Origin of the sequence: Streptomyces sp. 378 (assembly GCF_030124145.1) — a bacterium.
Taxonomy (GTDB): Bacteria; Actinomycetota; Actinomycetes; order Streptomycetales; family Streptomycetaceae; genus Streptomyces.
Genome location: NZ_JASKMS010000003.1, coordinates 117,506 through 135,250 on the forward strand (window position 1 = coordinate 117,506; position 17,745 = coordinate 135,250).

13 protein-coding genes are annotated in these 17,745 nt (G+C 71.1%); 8 read left to right on the forward strand and 5 right to left on the reverse strand.

The window, feature by feature from the left end:
• Nucleotides 1-264: 264 nt before the first annotated feature.
• Nucleotides 265-1,617 carry a DUF2254 domain-containing protein gene (locus tag QNO09_RS05690; RefSeq protein WP_283968933.1) on the reverse strand — a complete coding sequence of 451 codons (1,353 nt, stop codon included), beginning with the start codon at nt 1,615-1,617 and terminating at the stop codon, nt 265-267.
• Between the two features lie 412 nt (nt 1,618-2,029).
• Between QNO09_RS05690 and QNO09_RS05695 the strand changes: the two genes are divergently transcribed.
• Both QNO09_RS05695 and QNO09_RS05700 read left to right on the forward strand, forming a co-directional pair.
• Nucleotides 2,030-2,449 (forward strand): PRC-barrel domain-containing protein, encoded by a 420-nt coding sequence (locus tag QNO09_RS05695; protein ID WP_283968934.1) that lies wholly within the window; start codon nt 2,030-2,032, stop codon nt 2,447-2,449.
• A 337-nt stretch (nt 2,450-2,786) separates the two neighbouring features.
• A complete protein-coding gene (locus QNO09_RS05700) occupies nt 2,787-3,443 on the forward strand; it encodes an alpha/beta fold hydrolase (RefSeq protein WP_283968935.1) in 657 nt (218 codons plus the stop codon).
• Between the two features lie 79 nt (nt 3,444-3,522).
• On the opposite strand, the gene QNO09_RS05705 is transcribed toward QNO09_RS05700, so the two are convergent.
• The 3 genes from QNO09_RS05705 to QNO09_RS05715 form a co-directional block, all read right to left on the reverse strand.
• Nucleotides 3,523-3,987, reverse strand: a complete 465-nt coding sequence (locus QNO09_RS05705; protein ID WP_283968936.1) for a hypothetical protein — start codon at nt 3,985-3,987, stop codon at nt 3,523-3,525.
• Nucleotides 3,988-4,067: 80 nt separating this feature from the next.
• Nucleotides 4,068-4,430 carry a hypothetical protein gene (locus tag QNO09_RS05710; protein WP_283969197.1) on the reverse strand — a complete coding sequence of 121 codons (363 nt, stop codon included), beginning with the start codon at nt 4,428-4,430 and terminating at the stop codon, nt 4,068-4,070.
• Nucleotides 4,427-4,756 (reverse strand): helix-turn-helix transcriptional regulator, encoded by a 330-nt coding sequence (locus tag QNO09_RS05715; RefSeq protein ID WP_283968937.1) that lies wholly within the window; start codon nt 4,754-4,756, stop codon nt 4,427-4,429. Before QNO09_RS05715 ends, QNO09_RS05710 begins: the two co-directional genes overlap by 4 nt.
• A 107-nt stretch (nt 4,757-4,863) precedes the next feature.
• Here QNO09_RS05715 and QNO09_RS05720 point away from each other — a divergent pair, with 107 nt between their 5' ends.
• The 3 genes from QNO09_RS05720 (at nt 4,864) to QNO09_RS05730 (ending at nt 12,504) form a co-directional block, all read left to right on the forward strand.
• Nucleotides 4,864-5,268 carry an STAS domain-containing protein gene (locus QNO09_RS05720; protein WP_283968938.1) on the forward strand — a complete coding sequence of 135 codons (405 nt, stop codon included), beginning with the start codon at nt 4,864-4,866 and terminating at the stop codon, nt 5,266-5,268.
• A 299-nt stretch (nt 5,269-5,567) separates the two neighbouring features.
• Entirely contained in the window at nt 5,568-9,839 is a 4,272-nt protein-coding gene (locus tag QNO09_RS05725; RefSeq protein ID WP_283968939.1) for a HAMP domain-containing protein, read from the forward strand.
• A gap of 97 nt (nt 9,840-9,936) precedes the next feature.
• Nucleotides 9,937-12,504, forward strand: a complete 2,568-nt coding sequence (locus tag QNO09_RS05730) for a SpoIIE family protein phosphatase (protein WP_502962248.1) — start codon at nt 9,937-9,939, stop codon at nt 12,502-12,504.
• A 28-nt stretch (nt 12,505-12,532) separates the two neighbouring features.
• Here QNO09_RS05730 and QNO09_RS05735 read toward each other — a convergent pair whose 3' ends face one another.
• Nucleotides 12,533-14,209, reverse strand: a complete 1,677-nt coding sequence (locus QNO09_RS05735; protein WP_283968940.1) for an NAD-dependent malic enzyme — start codon at nt 14,207-14,209, stop codon at nt 12,533-12,535.
• A gap of 168 nt (nt 14,210-14,377) precedes the next feature.
• Here QNO09_RS05735 and QNO09_RS05740 point away from each other — a divergent pair, with 168 nt between their 5' ends.
• The 3 genes from QNO09_RS05740 to QNO09_RS05750 all read left to right on the forward strand — a co-directional run bounded on the left by QNO09_RS05740 (nt 14,378) and on the right by QNO09_RS05750 (nt 17,710).
• Complete coding sequence (locus tag QNO09_RS05740) at nt 14,378-14,848, forward strand: DUF6069 family protein (RefSeq protein ID WP_283968941.1); 471 nt, start codon at nt 14,378-14,380, stop codon at nt 14,846-14,848.
• A gap of 200 nt (nt 14,849-15,048) precedes the next feature.
• On the forward strand, nt 15,049-16,620 hold the full coding sequence (locus tag QNO09_RS05745; protein WP_283968942.1) for a hypothetical protein: 1,572 nt from the start codon (nt 15,049-15,051) through the stop codon (nt 16,618-16,620).
• A 1-nt stretch (nt 16,621) separates the two neighbouring features.
• Nucleotides 16,622-17,710, forward strand: a complete 1,089-nt coding sequence (locus tag QNO09_RS05750) for an NADH-quinone oxidoreductase subunit B family protein (RefSeq protein ID WP_062925206.1) — start codon at nt 16,622-16,624, stop codon at nt 17,708-17,710.
• The last annotated feature ends 35 nt before the right edge of the window (nt 17,711-17,745 follow it).

A 17,745-nucleotide genomic window follows, 5' to 3' on the forward strand; every position in this document is an offset into this window, starting at 1 on the left:
GGGCCTGGTTCGCAGCCCGTTCGGATCGTGGAACGAACAGGCGGTGACTGATCGCGGAGCCCGTGCCTACCTACAGCCTGCCCCTGCCCCTGCCCGCACGCATGCCGGGACGGCCGCCAGAGGGGCGTGCCGGGCGGAGGAGTATGCCGAGCCGGGGCGGTTCCCGAGGCGGCACAGGGGCGCCTGTGCGCCGGTGCGCCCCCGCACCTGGAAGGAGAATGGACACGCGCCCGAGGCCCGGCCCGTGTTCGTGACGTGCTGCGGTCAGCTGCCGGGCCCGCGGGGCCAACGCCCGGCCAGCGCGTCGTCGACGAGCCGGGTCAGTTCGGTGAGCTTGAAGTGCTCGGTGGCGTGCAGGTTCTGGGCATCGATGGTGGAGCGCAGTCGGGTGAGTGCGGCGGTGACGGGCGGGTGCTGAACGGGCTCGACATGCCAGGCCAGTTCACGCAGCAGCATGGCGATACGGGCCAGGACGGCGGGCTCGGCGGCTCCGTAGCGCAGGGGCTGGTCCACCGCCAGATCCAGCAGATCCCGCAGGTCCGGACGGCGCAGCACGACCCTGACCTGCTGGTGGTCGTCGCACAGCAGACGAGGGCCGAGGTCACGGCGCGCCAACGCGCAGAGCAGGGCGGAGGAGTGGGACAGGGCGTGCACGGCGGTGGTCGGATCGTTGATGCCCGGGGAGAGCGCCTTGGCGACGATATCGGTGAGCTGCCGGAGCCCGAAGGCGACGTCCTGCAGTTCGGTGCGCTCGGGACCGGTCCGCACCGCCTCGGCGACTCCTTCGGCCAGCGCCTCACGTGTGCCCGACGAGAACGGCTCACCGGCGCGGGCCCAGGCGGCTCCGATGGGCGTGCCGGCGATCAGTGAGCTCCCGGGGGAGCGGTCGAGGACCACGAACGCGTCGGCTTCGACAGTGGCCTTCACCAGGGCCGCCTCGTCCACGGACGTGAGGAAGCCGGAGCGGTCGGCGGTCAGGACCAGCGCGTTGTCCGGTGGCTCCGGTAGCGCGGCGGGAGGTCTGCCCGCGTCCGGATCCGCGCGGTCACCGTCCTCCTTCATGGCGAGAAGAAGGCTGATGGAATGGTCGGCGGCGGAGTGGACACTGCTCATCATCGTCTCGATGCGGATCTCGCGTGCAAGGTGCGACAGGAACAGAACCAGGGCGAGCACGCTGGCCAGGGTGAGCACGAAGGCCGCGGTGACCGATACCCGGGGCACGAAACCGCTCTGCCCGTCCTCCCCGGTGCGCACGGTGCGCAGCACGGTCAGGGCGAAGGTGAACGTCGTGAGGAAGAGTGCCAGCGTCGTCTTGACGTACCGGTCCGCGGAGAAGGTCCGCAACACGCGCGGGGAGAACTGACTGCTCGCCAGTTGAAGCGTCAAGACGGTGAGCGAGAAGGTCAGCGCCGTGACCGTGACCAGGGAACCGGCGATCGCGGCCAGCACCGAGCGCGCGGCGTCCGGACTGCCGCCGAACAGGTAGTCGCTCAACCAGATCGGCAGGTCGTACTGAATCCGCTTGTCCAGCCGCGGCAGTCCCACCCCGGCGACGACGGCGAGTGCGATCCCCAGCGTAGGCAGCGGCCACAGCTGGACCCGGAGCGTGTCACGCATCGGCATGCGTCATGCGGGCCGGGCATCCGGACCGGGGCGAGCGGATCGCCGGCCGGGGGAGGCGGAGGGAGCGCTGCGGTGACGGCGCGATCTCAGGCTTCGGCACGGTTTCAGGCTATAGACCTCGGCGTCGGTGGCAACCGGAGAACACCGCTGTGGCCGGATGCCGTGCGGGCCGGCTGTCGTCGCGCTTCCGCGAAGACGAGGTCGGCGCTCTGGACGGCGGCGACGGCGGGCAGCGGAGTGGCGACGACCTTGCCCGCCTCCCGGACGACGACGAATCGGTTCCCGGCGTAGTCGTCCCGGATTCCCCGGATACGCATGACACGGTCAGGGGAGGGAACCGGGACGGAAATGGCAGAACGGGGACCGAGAGCCCGCTGTTCTGCATGTCGTGACGTTGGGAGAATCCATGAAGTCCGGCGACATCCCCGTCCTGACCAGGCTTTCCGATGCGCCGCAGGTCATCCCCGCCGCCGATGAGGACATCCGGGGCCGGAAGGTGACCGACCGCTCCGGGAACGAACTCGGCAAGGTCGGCGACCTGATCGTCGACGAGGGGGAACGCAAAGTCCGTTTCCTCCTTCTGGAACACGGTGGCTTCCTGGGCATCGGCGAGAAGAAGAGCTACGTCCCCGTCGATGCCGTGGCGGACGTGAGCGAGGACGCGGTGTGCATCGACCGAACCCGGGACGAGGTGGCCGACGCCCCCGCATACGACCCGGAACTCGTCGACCAGGACGTGTTCTACGACCGCCTCTATATGCACTACGGTTACGTCCCCTTCTGGAGTGCCGGCTACGTCGCGCCGCGCTTTCCCTACCGGCCCTGAGTCTTGCCGTCGTGGCGGAGTACGGCACAGGACGGTGCGGCATCAGCCGGGCTGTTGATCCGGCCGACGGCCGACTCGGTGAGCGTGTCCGCAAGGAGTGGCGGATGCCTGAGGGGCGAACGGTGACAGACCATTCCCGGCTCCGCCGCGGCCACCAGTGGTCGCGGCGGGGCGGGGAACAGGCTGCCACAAGCCCGGCAGGACCCCGGTGAGCCGGCCGACGGCCGTGAGCTCCGGCGCGAGCGACCACAGTGCGCGCACCGCTCGTCCGGTGCGGCGGACCAGGCCGGTACGGCGCCTGTACGCCGCAGGCCCCGCGGGAAGTGACCGCCTGCCCGTGGTCTGGATACCGGGGCTGGGAGCGGTGAACGCTCTGCTTCCCTCATTCAGCCGATGCGCCGAGCACACCACCTGCCATCTGCTCGACCTCCCGGGCTTCACAGCCCCCGGGAGACGGGCCTGCAACCCGCCGATGGTCGGCCCGCTCGCCGGGACCGTGACGAACTGGCTCGCCCGCGTCCCCGACAGCCCCGTCGTGCTGGCCGGGCATTCCACCGGCGCCCAGGTGGCGCTGCGCGCAGCGGTCCGCGCCCCGGGCCTGGTGCGCGCTCTGGTTCTGCTCGGGATGACCTTCCCGCCTCACCTGCGCCACACCGCACCCCTGCTCCGGGCCGCGACCCGCACCGCCGTGCGCGAACCCGCCGGACTGCTCGGCGCCGTCGTACCGGACTACCTCAGGGCCGGCCCGCTGCGCCTGACCCGTTATCTGGCCTCGGCCCTCGGCGACCGCCCGGAGCAGGCCCTGCCGGAGCTGAGCTGTCCCGTCCTGCTGGCCGCCGGCGCACACGATCCGCTGGCGCCGCCCGACTGGATCACACACGCGGCGCGGCAGACGCCCTCCGGCCGCGCGGTGATCTTGCCCGGAGCCCACGGCTTCCCCTACAGCGACCCGGAACCCACGGCCGCCCTCGTCCTCGGGGCGACGGCCACCTGACGCGCGCCGCACGCACCCGGGGTGCCGCCTGCGACGAGAACGTCTCCGAGTGACGGCGGCGCGGTGAGTCCTCGATGACCTAACCGCTCGGTCGGGTGTCGACGTCGGAAGCAACGAGGTAGTGCTCGTCGACCCAGTCCTTGTAGAGGGGGTCGTTCCAGTTGACCCCGAGGTCCTTCTTGACGGCCTCGGCGTTGAATCCCGCCTTGACCGTACCGGTGACCTGGACGGTCTCTCCTTCTTCGACGTCGGTGGTGTCCGCCGAGACCACGAGCAGTTCGTCGACGTCCGATTCCGGAACGCCCGCGAGGGTGAACGAATGCCGATTGAGCACCTCGTTCACATCGGCACTGAGAGTGACCTCTTTTCCGACCCACCGGTGCACATCTCGCCACAGCGAGGTCTCCTGCACGTCTTGCACGTCCGCGCCCTTCTCGGGACCCGCCGTATCGCCGTTGCCGCATCCGCTGACGATCGCGCCGCTGAGAAGAAGCGCGGCAAGGAGGGGCATGGCCCTGCGGCGGCCTGTGGTGGTGGTACGCATGAAGCCGGGTCCCTTTCGCCTGGTTCTTGAGCGTGGGCGTGGGAGTAACCCGGGCAAAGGACGGGCAAACCGCTGTCCGCTCACTGTGGAGTGACGGTGGAGGGAGTGACGGTGGAGGCGACGATGTAGTGCTTGTCGTCCCACTCGGTGAAGAGGTCGTCGTTCCAGTTCACGCCGAGGTCGTCTTTCACTCTCACGGCTTCGAAACGCTCTGTCACGGTGCCGGTGACCCGCACTGTCCGGCCCTTGTCCAGATCCGTGGCGTCGGCGGAGACGATGAGAAGCGGATCCGTGCCCGATGCGGGGGTCCCCGCGATGGTGAAGGCGTTTACGGCCGATTCGAGCCCGGCGAGCAGGTGCTGCCCCGCCTGGACCCAGCCCGGCCGAGTCAGTGGAACGAGGGCGCCGATCCGGAGGGGTCCGCCCGGGTCGTCGGCGGTCACGAGCCGACGGGATTCCTCGTGCGGTCGGTCTCGTCCTGCACGAGCAGGGAGAGCAGCGCAGCCACGGAGAGGCCCGCTTCGGCCGGGTGGCGCAGCACCTTGTCCGGCTCGATGCGGTAGGTGTTCGTGCGCCCGTCCCGGGTGCGAGACAGGTAACCGTCCCGCTCGAGATCGGCGATGATCCGCGCGACGGCGCGCTCCGTGAGCCGGCAGCGGGCGGCGATGTCACGGATGCGGACGTTCGGATTGTCGGCGATGACGGCCAGGACGCGAGCGTGGCTGGTGATGAACGTCCATCCGGTGTGGGACTCGGGCACTCCTACCATGCGCAGCATTTTAGGGGTCCATCATTGCCGGAACGTAGATACGTGACATACTTTTCATGCAACAGATGACGTGCTCCCCTAGGGGAGAAGCACAGAGGGAGCCCAAGGTGCCCTGGGACGACGCCGGCATGCCCGCGCTCACGCGCGACATCGGCAGTGAGCCACTGCCGGGACCGGCCGCCGCGCATGGCCCGGAAGGGGCCGCGGTGTCGCAGTACGACTGGCGCGGTGCCTGGGTCGTCAACGCACATGGCTCCTGCGACATGGACACGATCACACCGTTGGCGAATGCGCTGCGGACCGCGATCAGGAGGTATCCGAAGGTGATCCTGGACGCCTCCGGGATCACCTTCGCGGACTCGACGCTGCTGAATCTGCTGATCCTGACCCACCAGACGGGCACGCTGCGCGTGGTCGCCCCGTCACCGCAGCTGCGGCGGCTCTGTGAGATCACCGGGGTCGACGGCATCCTGGAGATCAGGGACACGGTCGACGACGCCGCCGCGCCCTGAGCCGGGCCTCCACCCGGTACACGCGGCGTGACCAGGACTTCTTCAGGGCGGACGCCGCTGCCGCGGAGGTTCCCGTCGCTGCCGCTCCACGGGGCTCGTGACGTGGCCGCGCTGTTCGGCCAGGATGGCGGCTCCGGCTTTGTTCAGGTTTCGAAACGTGGGTTAACCTGCGGCGTATTTCCACATCGCATACACGTCCGTGAATGCGGAGATGATGCACGACAATCGGGCCGCCCATCGGTCCGGCGGGTTCCGAGTCCTCGTCGCGAGGACTCTAGGGGAGCGGAACGAGGGTGCGCATGACCAGCGACAGCACTGGGGTTGTCGATGCGGTGCCGGGCGACCAGGAGTTGCGCCGGCTGCTGGCCGGCCTGACAGCCGTTCGCGACGGGGACTTCGGCACCCGGCTGCCGGACGACGCGGACGGCCTCATGGGCGACATCGCCACGGTCTTCAACGGCATGGTCGACCAGCTGTCCGTGTTCACCTCCGAAGTCACCCGGGTGGCCCGCGAGGTCGGCACCGAGGGGACGCTCGGCGGGCAGGCGGAGGTGCCGGGGGTCTCGGGTACCTGGGCCGACCTCACCGACTCGGTCAACGCCATGGCGGGCAACCTGACCACCCAGGTCCGCGACATCGCCCAGGTGGCCACGGCCGTGGCCAAGGGCGACCTCTCCCAGAAGATCGACGTGCCCGCCCGCGGTGAGATCCTGCAGCTGAAGGAGACCGTCAACACGATGGTCGACCAGTTGTCCGCGTTCGCCGACGAGGTCACGCGGGTCGCCCGGGAGGTCGGCAGCGAGGGACGGCTCGGCGGACAGGCGCAGGTGCCGGGTGTGGCCGGTGTCTGGCGCGACCTGACCGACTCCGTGAACCACATGGCGGGCAACCTCACGAGCCAGGTCCGTTCCATCGCCCAGGTGACCACGGCGGTCGCCGAGGGCGATCTCTCCCAGAAGATCACCGTGGACGCTCGTGGTGAGATCCTGGAGCTGAAGAGCACCATCAACACGATGGTCGACCAGTTGTCCGCGTTCGCCGACGAGGTCACGCGGGTGGCCCGCGAGGTCGGCACCGAGGGACGCCTCGGCGGGCAGGCGGACGTCAAGGGCGTCAAGGGCACCTGGCGCGACCTCACCGACTCGGTGAACTTCATGGCGGGCAACCTCACCGGCCAGGTCCGCAACATCGCGCTGGTGGCGACCGCCGTCGCCAAGGGCGATCTCTCCCAGAAGATCACCGTGGACGCTCGTGGTGAGATCCTGGAGCTGAAGAGCACCATCAACACGATGGTCGACCAGTTGTCCGCGTTCGCCGACGAGGTCACGCGGGTCGCCCGCGAGGTCGGCACCGAAGGACGCCTCGGCGGACAAGCCCAGGTGCGCGGTGTGTCGGGAACCTGGAAGGACCTCACCGACAACGTCAACGTGATGGCGTCGAACCTGACCGGCCAGGTCCGTTCCATCGCCCAGGTCGCCACCGCCGTGGCGCGCGGCGACCTGTCACAGCGGATCACCGTGGAGGCCGCCGGCGAGGTCGCGGCGCTGGCCGAGGTCATCAACACGATGGTCGACACGCTGTCGGCCTTCGCCGACGAGGTCACGCGTGTCGCCCGCGAGGTCGGCACCGAAGGACGCCTCGGGGGCCAGGCGCACGTGCCGAACGTCGCCGGCACCTGGAAGGACCTCACCGACAACGTCAACTCGATGGCGAACAACCTCACCGGCCAGGTCCGCAACATCGCGCTGGTGACGACCGCGGTGGCCAAGGGCGACCTGTCGAAGAAGATCGACGTCGACGCCCGCGGGGAGATCCTCGAACTCAAGACGACGATCAACACGATGGTCGACCAGTTGTCCGCGTTCGCCGACGAGGTCACGCGTGTCGCCCGCGAGGTCGGCACCGAGGGACGCCTCGGCGGGCAGGCCGAGGTCGAGGGCGTCTCCGGAACCTGGAAGCGCCTGACGGAGAACGTCAACGAGCTGGCGGGCAACCTGACCCGGCAGGTCCGCGCCATCGCCGAGGTCGCGAGCGCCGTCGCCGAGGGCGACCTGACGCGCTCCATCACCGTGGAGGCGTCCGGCGAGGTCGCCGAGCTCAAGGACAACATCAACTCCATGGTGGAGTCCCTGCGCGAGACCACCCGGGCCAACCAGGAGCAGGACTGGCTCAAGACCAACCTCGCCCGTATCTCGGGCCTGATGCAGGGCCACCGCGACCTGCCCGTGGTCGCCGAGCTGATCATGGACGAGCTGGTGCCCCTGGTGTCGGCCCAGTACGGGGCCTTCTACCTCGCCGAGGACGGCGACGACGGGCCCGAACTGCGGCTCGTCGGCTCCTACGGCTACCCGGAGGACAGCAGCCGCCCCACCCGCATCGCCTTCGGCCGCACCCTCGTCGGCCAGGCCGCGCGCAGCCGGCGCACCATCATGGTGGACGAGCTGCCGGACGGCTATGTGACCATCTCCTCAGGCCTCGGCCAGGTGGTGCCGACCGCGCTGGTGCTGCTGCCCATCGTGGTCGAGGGCCAGGTCCTCGGCGTCATCGAGCTGGCGTCGGTCACGCCCTTCACCCAGATCCACCGGGACTTCCTCGCCCAGCTGATGGAGACCATCGGCGTCAACGTCAACACCATCGTGGCCAACGCCCGCACCGACGAGCTGCTGGTCGAGTCGCAGCGCCTCACGGTCGAACTCCAGGCCCGCTCCACGGAGTTGCAGGTGCAGCAGGAGGAACTGCAGCGCTCCAACGCGGAACTGGAGGAGAAGGCCTCGCTGCTCGCGACGCAGAACCGGGACATCGAGGCGAAGAACCTGCAGATCGAGCAGGCCCGCCAGGAACTGGAGACCCGCGCCCAGCAGCTGTCGCTGGCCTCGAAGTACAAGTCGGAGTTCCTGGCCAACATGAGCCACGAACTGCGCACCCCGCTCAACAGCCTGCTCATCCTGGCCCAGTTGCTGGCACAGAACCCGTCCCGCAACCTCACGCCCAAGCAGGTCGAGTACGCGCAGATCATCCACTCCGCCGGTTCCGATCTGCTGCAGCTCATCAACGACATCCTCGACCTGTCGAAGGTCGAGGCCGGGAAGATGGACGTCACGCCCGAGCGGGTGACGCTGCGCCAGCTCATCGAGTACGTCGAGGCCACCTTCCGGCCGATGACGACCCAGAAGAGCCTGGAATTCAAGGTGACCACCGCCGCGGGCGCGCCGGCGGACGTGCTCACGGACGACTCCCGGCTGCGCCAGGTGCTGCGCAACCTCCTGTCGAACGCCGTGAAGTTCACCGAGCAGGGCGGCGTGGAGCTGAGCATCGAGCCCGCCTCGGACGACGAGGTGCCCGAGGGCGTGGTCCGGGGCGCCGCCGTGGTCGCCTTCCGCGTCAAGGACACCGGCATCGGCATCCCCGAGCAGCACCTCGAGACGATCTTCGGTGCCTTCCAGCAGGCGGACGGCACGACGAGCCGGAAGTACGGCGGTACCGGCCTGGGCCTGTCCATCACGCGGGAGATCGCCCAGCTGCTCGGCGGCGCCGTGTCGGTGCAGAGCACACCCGGCCAGGGGAGCACGTTCACGCTCTTCCTGCCGGTGGCCCGTCCCGACTTCGAGGAACTGCTCGGTCACGGCAGAACACCCGAGCGCGCGGCGGCCGAACCCCTGCCGCAGGGACTGTCCGGCTCGGTGCCGGTGCCGCAGATCGGGCCCGGCCCCCGGCCGAGGCGTCTGCTCGTCGTGGAGGAGCGGTCGCGCGGTCTGCTGACGCTCGTCGCGGAGAGCGTGGTCGCCGACCTGGCGCACGGCCGCGCCGACGGCGCTCAGCGTCCCGCGGTCGACATCATCACCGCCGTCGGCGCGCAGGAGGCGGCCGGTGCGCTGGCGTCCGAGCCGTGCCACTGCGTCGTCCTGGAGCTGGGCATGCGCGACGGCGAGGCGTCCCGGTTCCTCCGGGCCCTGGAGGGTGACTCGGCGCTGACGAGCGTTCCGGTGCTGGTGCACAACAGCCACCCCGTGGACGTGCCCCTGGACGAGACGCTGCGGTCCCGCTCGGAGGGCGGCGCCCTGGAGCTGCTGTCCAGCCTCGACGAGCTGCGTGAGCGCATCGCGCTGCACCTGTCCGCCGAGGAGCCCGGGGATGTGCTGTCCCTGGTCCGGACCGAGGGACAGCAGCAACCGACGCCGCCCTCCCCCGACGCCGCGTCGGCCGGCCGCACCGTCCTCGTCGTGGACGACGACGCGCGGAACCTGTTCGCCCTGAGCGGGATCCTGGAGTTGCAGGGCTTCCGCGTCCTGCACGCCGAGAACGGGCGCAGAGGCATCGAGACGCTGGTGAACAACCCGGACGTCGCCATCGTGCTGATGGATGTGATGATGCCGGAGATGGACGGCTACACCGCGACGGCCGAGATCCGCCGGATGCCCCAGTACGCCGAGCTGCCCATCATCGCCGTCACGGCGAAGGCGATGCCCGGAGACCGGGACAAGAGCCTCGCCTCGGGAGCCAGCGACTACGTCACCAAGCCCGTCGACACGCGCGACCTCATCGCCTGCGTCCGCCGCTGGCTGCCGGCATGAGCACACCGGCGCCCGACCCGCACACCCGCGGGCCGGGCGCCCCGCAGCGCCTGCCGTCCCGCGCCTCAGAGCGCTCCAGTCGAGGAGCATCCACACCGTGAGCATGTCCGAGCAGCCGCGCGAACCGGGTCAGGACCGTGAGCCGCAGCGCGACTCGGCCACCGGTCCGGAGTCCACTCCGTCGTCCGTGCCGTCCGACGCGTTGCCCCCGGCCACCGCTGGGGAGGCGAAGGCCGCCGACGGGGAGGCGGCGCCTCCCGACGGGCCGTCCGGGGTCATGGAGGAGCCGCCGGCGTCCTCCGACGACCCGCCCGGCGACCTCGACGAGCTCTCCTCCGCCTCACCGGTGGGCCGGCTGGCCGCCACCGTGGAACGGCTCAGCCGGGAGGTGCGCGCCGCCCAGGCGGAGGCCGAAGGGCGGGCCCTGATCGAGCTCGCGAAGGGCGTCCTGGTCGAGCGGCTGAAGTGTGGTCCGGCCCAGGCCGCCCGGCAGCTCACCCAGTTGGCCGAGCAGGCCCAGGTGACGCCCCTGGAGTTCGCCGTCGACGTCATCAACCAGGCCGCCCGGGACCGGATGTCCGAGGTGACGGACGCCTTCCTCGCCGCCACCAAGGCCGCCGACGAGACCGAGCGCGAGTCGGCGGCCGTACGCCTGCGCGCGGCCGAGAGCGGCGTGCTGGCCGCGGACGACACCCAGGCCGTGGCCGACGCCCTGCTGGAACAGGCGCTGCGTCCCCTCGGCGCGGTGGCGGTGGCCGTATGGGCCGTGGGCTCCGACGGCTCGCTCACCCTGGCGGGCAGCGCGGGATTCTCACCGGCCGAGGCCGCACGCTGGCGCTACGTCCCGCCGGACGTGGTGACCGTGGCCCGGCGGGGCCTCATGGAGCGAGAGGGGCAGTGGATCAGCACGCTCGGCCCGACCGGACTGCCCAGCATCGGTCTGCACCACCACCCGGACGGTGGCCGGGTCGCCCTGCCCGCCGGCACCGGGGGGCGCATCCACGGCGTCCTGGAGATCGCCTGGCCGGACCGGCTGGAGCCGCAGCCTCCGCAGATCGTCCGCCAGGTGGAGGCGCTGGCCGAACTGTGCGCCCACACCCTGGAGTTGTACACGCCGCCCCAGGGGGCCGCCCAGGAGCCGCGCGTCCTGCCGGACGCCGCCGAGCTGATGGACCTGGCCGACGGGCTGCACGACCCCGCCCTCGTGCTGGTGCCGCACCTGGACGGCGACGGCCACTTGGTGGACTTCCGCATCCAGCACGTGAACAGCCGGTTCATGGACCCCGCGGGCAGGCCGCGGGCGGTCGTGAGCGGCGCGCTGCTTCTGGAGGCCTACCCGATGGCCGCCGGGGACAGCGAGTTGTTCCAGCGCGTCGAGCGGGTCTATGCCACCGGTGAGCCCTTCCGGGCCCGGCGGATGAACCTCACCGCCCTCGTCGACCAGGTCCCCCTCTCGGCGGTGGCGGACATCAGCATCAGCCGCCACGGGATGTCCGTACTCCTCATCTGGCGTATCGAGGACGAGACGGCGCGCCTTGCGAGCCTGCTCCAGCACGCCCAGCGGCTCGGCCGCATCGGCGGGTTCGAGGAGAACGTGCTCACCGGCGAGATCACCTGGAACGGACAGCTCTTCGACCTCTACGGCCGGCCGGAGACGAGCACCCCGGTGGCCCTGGAAGAGCTGCCGGCCCATGCCCACCCGGACGACGGCGTCTCCATCCGCCGCTTCCTGCGCACGCTGCTGCACCACCGGCGGCCGGCGGCCGCGGCCTTCCGGCTGCAGCGGCCGGACGGGGTGACCCGCCACATCCGGATCGTCGCCGAACCCGTGCTCGACACCGACGACCGGCTGCTCCTGATCCGCGGTGCCTACCAGGACATCTCGGCCCAGCACTGGACCGAGGTGGCGCTCGCCGCCACCCGCGACCAGCTGGCCCACACCGAGCAGCAGGCCACCGAACGCAACCGGCTGACCCTGCAGTTGCAGCACGCCATCATGCCCCCCACCCAGGCGCCGTTGCAGGTGTCCGGGCTCCAGGTGGCCGTCCGCTACCGGCCCGCGGAGACCGAGCAACTCGTGGGCGGCGACTGGTACGACGCCGTCGTCCTGCCGTCCCGGAAGGTGTTGCTCTGCGTGGGCGACGTGGCCGGGCACGGCATCGAGGCCGCCACCAGCATGGTCGTCCTGCGCAACGCGCTGCGCGGTCTGGCGGTGACCGGCGCCGGGCCGGGCCAGCTGCTGTCGTGGCTCAACATCGTGGCGCACCATCTGACGGGCGCCGTCACCGCGACCGCGGTGTGCGGGCTGTACGACCCGGTCGGGCGGACGCTGCGCTGGGCCCGGGCGGGACACCTGCCGCCCGTGCTCGTCCGGGACACCGAAGCGGCTCCTCTGCCCCTGGTCAAGGGCCTGCTGCTGGGTGCCGTCCCCGAGGCCGTGTACGAGGAGACCGAGCTTCGACTGGAACCCGAGGACACCCTGTTGATGTACACGGACGGCCTGGTCGAACGCCGCGACCGGCCGGTGGAGGAGTCCCTGACCCACCTCCTGACCACCGCCCGCGCGGCGCCCAGCACCCTCGACCAGCAGCTGGACCGCCTTCTCACCTACAGCAAGTCGGACACCGACGACGACACCTGCATCGTGGGCATCCGGGTCGGGTGAGGGGCGCGGCCGGGTCCACCGAACCCTCCTAGTCCTCGTAGCGCGGCGTCCACTGCGCCCGGGCGACCGCCTCGCGCAGCTCCTGCTCCGTGGCCTGGGGCGCCACCCCGTCCTCCACGGCGGCGAGGGCCGCGGCCAGGGCGATCTCGCGGGCGGATTCCCGCATGCCGGTCAGGGGCGGCAGCAACGGCACGGGGCCGTCGTCGCCGTCCGCCGCCCGGACCGCGCACCGTGCGACGGCCCGGGCGGCGGCCACGAGCATGCGGTCGGTGACCCGGGTGGCCCGGCTCGCGGTCACCGCGAGTCCCATGGCCGGGAAGACGTACACGTTGTTCGACTGCGCCACCGGCACGTCCTGCCCGTCGACCGTCAGGGGCGGGAAGGGCGAGCCGGTGGCGATCAGCGCCCGGCCGTCGGTCCAGCGGGTGAGGTCCGCGGGCTCGGCCTCGGAGTGCGAGGTGGGGTTGGAGAGCGGGAAGACGACGGGCCGTTCGCAGGTCGAGGCCATCTGCCGCACGATGTCCTCGGTGAACGCGCCGTGAGCCGTCGACAGCCCGATCAGGGCCGTCGGCTCGACGCGGCGCACCACGTCGGCGAGGCCGGTGCCCTCCCAGCCGGCCACCTCGCTGTCGTCGCGGGCGAACATCCGCTGCTGCGGGGACAGTTCGGAGCGTGAGGACACCAGCAGGCCGTCGACGTCGAGGATCCAGAACCGTGCCGTGGCCTCGTCCTCCGGGAGGCCCTCGTCGATCATGGCCGTACGGATCATGTCGGCGACGCCGATGGCGGCCGATCCCGCACCCAGGATCACCACGCGCTGCTCGGGCAGCGGGGTGCCGGCCACGTTCGCCGCGGTGGACAGGGCGCCCAGCGTGACGGCCGCGGTGCCCTGGATGTCGTCGTTGAACGTGAGCAGCCGGTCACGGTAGCGGGCGAGGATCGGGTGGGCGTGGGCGGTGGCGAAGTCCTCCCACTGCAGCAGTGTCCCGGGCAGCTCCGCCTCGACCGCCGAGACGAACGCCTCGATCATCTCGTCGTACTCGGCGCCGGTCAGCCGCCGGGCGCGGCGGCCCAGATAGCGGGGATTGTCGAGGAGGCTCTCGTTGTCGGTGCCGACGTCCAGCAGGATCGGCAGGGTGCGGGCGGGGTGGATGCCGCCGATCGCCGTGTAGAGGCTGAGCTTGCCGATCGGGATGCCCATGCCGCCGACGCCCTGGTCGCCCAGGCCGAGAATGCGCTGCCCGTCGGTGACGACGATGACGTCCACCGCGTGGTCCCGGTGCGGGCGGTTGCGCAGGATGTCACGGAAGCGGTGCCGGTCCTCCCAGGACAGGAAGAGCCCGCGCGGCCGACGGTAGATCTCGCTGAACCGCCGACAGGCCTCACCCACCGTCGGCGTGTAGACGACGGGCAGCAGCTCCTCCAGGTACTCGGTGACCAGACGGTAGAAGAGCACCTCGTTGGTGTCCTGGAGCTGCCGCAGGTAGATGTGCCGGTTCAGGGGCTTGTCGTAGCCGCGGAACGCCTCGTAGGCGCGAGCGACCTGCTCGTCCAGGGTCTCCACGGCGGGCGGCAGCAGCCCGTCGAGTCCCAGCTCCTCGCGTTCGCGTCGGCTGAAGGCGGTGCCCTTGTTGACCAGCGGGTCGGCCAGGGTGGTGACGGCCGGGCTCGTGGTGGGGCGGGGTCGATGTGTCGGCTGGTCCATGAGGTGACGCCTTCCCGTGACAGGCCGGTTCGTGCGGGTGACGTGTGCCATCCGGAGGAACACCGGCCCCGGGAAGACACCTTGGGTCACCGATGAGTTCCGCCGTGCCGCACGGTCTGACTCTCCGAAAGCCCCACCGCGCCCCGACAACCGCCAGGAGAACGTGACATGAGTGCGACGACGCCAGTGACCCAGACCACGCAGACCGGTTCCCGGAGCACCTCCGGCTTCCTCGCCACGCGCCCCGTATGGCTGGTCGGCCTGGTGGCGACCCTCGCCGGAGCCGTCGTGACGGAGGCCTTCGCGCTCGTCACACGGGCCGCCGGTGTCCCGATGGAGGCGGCGAGTCCGGGCGCCACCCAGGCCGCGGAGATCCCGGTCGGCGGCTTCTTCGGCGGAGTGCTGTTCTGGTCGGTCGCGGGGATCGTCCTCGCGGTCGCCCTCGCCCGCTGGGCCAAGCGGCCCGCCCGCACCTTCACGGTGACCACCGTCGCGCTCACCGCACTGTCCCTGGCCGGCCCGGCCGTCGCCCCGCACACCGCCACGTCCACCCAGATCGTCCTGGCGGTGTCCCACGTGGTCGCCGCCGCGGTCGTCGTCCCGCTGCTGGCACACAGGCTCGCCCACGGGCAGCGCTGACTCCTCCACCACCGACACGGGCCCGTCGCGCCTCGGCGCTGACGGGCCCGTCGCCGTGCTCCTCGTCTCCGCCACACCCTCCGACTGCCCCACGAGCACCCCGAACGGCCCAATTCCGCTGCGCCGGAGGAGGCGAGCGGGGATGAGCGGTGTGACCGTGGTGGAAGGGATGCGCGTGCACCCGGCGACGAGGAGGCGTGATGGCGGAGGCACTGGCCGAGGACGGCACGAAGAGCGCTGCCCCACCGGGCGGCGCGGGCCCGGCCCCGGGCGTCTTCGAGCAGCTCAGCGCCGTCGCCGACGCCGTCCTCTACGAGGGCTACCTCCTCTACCCCTACCGCCGCTCCTCCGCCAAGAACCGCGTCCGCTGGCAGTTCGGGGTGCTGTTCCCCCGGGACTGGGTGGAGGCGGACGGCCCCGTCACCCCCGGTGTCTCCGGCTCCGCCGACTCCTGGTACCAGCGGACCGAATGCCTGCTGCGGGTCCGTCAGCCGGACCGTGCCCGCGTACGCGTGCGGGTGCGTTACCTCCAGATGCAGCGCAAGCAGGTGGAGGACGCCGGCCACGGCCCCGTCGAGTCGCTGCGCACCGGCGACGGCACGGTGCACCTGACCTTCGACGAGGCCCTGCCGCGCGAGTGCGAGGTCGAGGTCCCGCTCGACGAACTCCTCCGGGACGGACCCACCGTCGCCGTGGGCGCCGCGGCAGGAGAGGACATCGAGCCGCTGGCCGAAGGCGCAGGGCGGGTGGTGCGCAGCCGCGAGGAGATCCGGGCCGAGACCACCGTCACCGCCGAGCGGCTCTCCGACGGCCTCTGCCGGATCCGCGTCCACACCACGAACACCGCGCCCGCCCCGCCCGCGCACACCGCGCGGGACGAGGCGCTGCGCCGGGCCCTCATCGCCACCCACACCCTCATCGGGGGCGAGGGGGTGGAGTTCGTCTCGCTGATCGATCCGCCGACGGACCTGCGAGCACCGGCCCGCGCGTGCCGCAACGAGTTCACCTTCCCCGTCCTCGGCGGTGAAGCGGGGGACGCCGGCCGTGTCGTGCTGTCCGCGCCGATCATCCTGCCCGACCACCCCCAGGTCGCTCCCGAGAGCCCGGGCGACCTGCACGACGCGGCGGAGATCGACGAGATCCTCACCCTGCGCACGATGCTGCTGACCGATGAGGAGAAGCGCGAGGCGCGGGCCACCGACCCGCGGGCGGCGGCGATCCTCGACCGGGTCGACACCATGCCGCAGGAGGTGTTCGAACGGCTGCACGGCGCGGTCCGCTCCCTGACACCGGCCGCCCCCACGACTCCTGCCGACCGGCCGCAGGGCACTGCCGGTTCGCCGGTACCGGTCACCCCCGAGGCGCCCGCCGACCGTCCCGCCTGGTGGCAGGAGGGCGGCGATGACGGTCTCTCCCCGACCAGCGACACCGTGCTCGTCGACGGTGTCCCCCTGGCCGGCGGCAGCCGCGTACGGCTCCGCCCCCGGGGACGCGGCGCCGACGCCCAGGACATGTTCCTGGCCGGGCGGATCGCCGAGGTCGCCGCCGTCTTCCACGACGTCGACGGCAGCGTGCACCTCGCCGTCACCCTCGACGACGACCCGGCCGCCGAACTGAACAACTGGTACGGCCGCTTCCACTACTTCCGGCCCGACGAGCTCGAACCCCTCGAGCCCGCCGGATGCCCGGACGAGCCGTCGGCACCGGCTCCCGCCGCAGCTCCGGCGCGGCACACGACCGACTCCGAGACCCCCGCAGCGGAGGCCGAGTGACATGACCACCCACAGCAGCACCACCGAAGTCAGCAAGGAACCCGAACGGTCCGAGGACCGGCAGGGCATCGACGAGATCCACATCCTCTGGATCTCCGAGGGCATGAGCTGCGACGGCGACACCGTCTCGCTCACCGCAGCCGACCAGCCCTCCATCGAGGACCTGGTGCTCGGGCTGATCCCGGGCCTGCCGAAGGTGAACCTGGTCAACAAGGTGCTCTCGCCCAGCCTGGGCGGTGAGGACTTCCTCGCGCCCTACCGGGCGGCCGTACGCGGCGAACTGGGCCCGTTCATCCTCGTCATCGAGGGCTCCATCCCCAACCAGAACATCATCGAGGGCGACGGCTACTGGACCTCCTTCGGCAACGATCCGGAGACCGGCGAGCCGCAGACCCTCAACTGGTGGATCGACCAACTGGCCCCCAAGGCCTGGGCGGTGGTCGCCGCCGGCACCTGCGCCACCTTCGGCGGCATCCACGCCATGTCCGGCAACCCGACGGGCTGCATGGGCCTCGCCGACTACCTGGGCTGGGACTACACCTCCCAGGCCGGCCTGCCGATCGTCAACGTGCCCGGCTGCCCGATCCAGCCCGAGAACTTCATGGAGACCCTGATCTGGGTCCTGTACCACGCGGCCGGCTCCGCGCCCCCGCCACCGCTGGACCACATGCTGCGCCCGCAGTGGCTGTTCGGGAAGACGGTCCACGAGGGCTGCGACCGCGGCTCGTACTACGAGCAGGCCAACTTCGCCACGGACTACAACTCGCCCAAGTGCCTGGTCAAGACGGGCTGTTGGGGCCCGGTCGTGAATTGCAACGTGCCCAAGCGCGGCTGGATGGCCGGCATCGGCGGCTGCCCCAACGTCGGCGGCATCTGCATCGGCTGCACGATGCCCGGCTTCCCCGACGCGTTCATGCCGTTCATGGACGAGCCTCCGGGCAGCACCCTGTCGTCCCTCGTCGTCAAGCCGTACGGGGCCGTCATCCGACGGCTGCGCGGCGTGACCAACGAGCTGGTCAACCACGAGCCCAGGTGGCGCCACAACAAGCACAAGCTGACCAGCGGTTACGACCCGCACTGGCGTCCCTGATGACGCGTCTTTGGGCGAAACGTCCCCTGACTCAC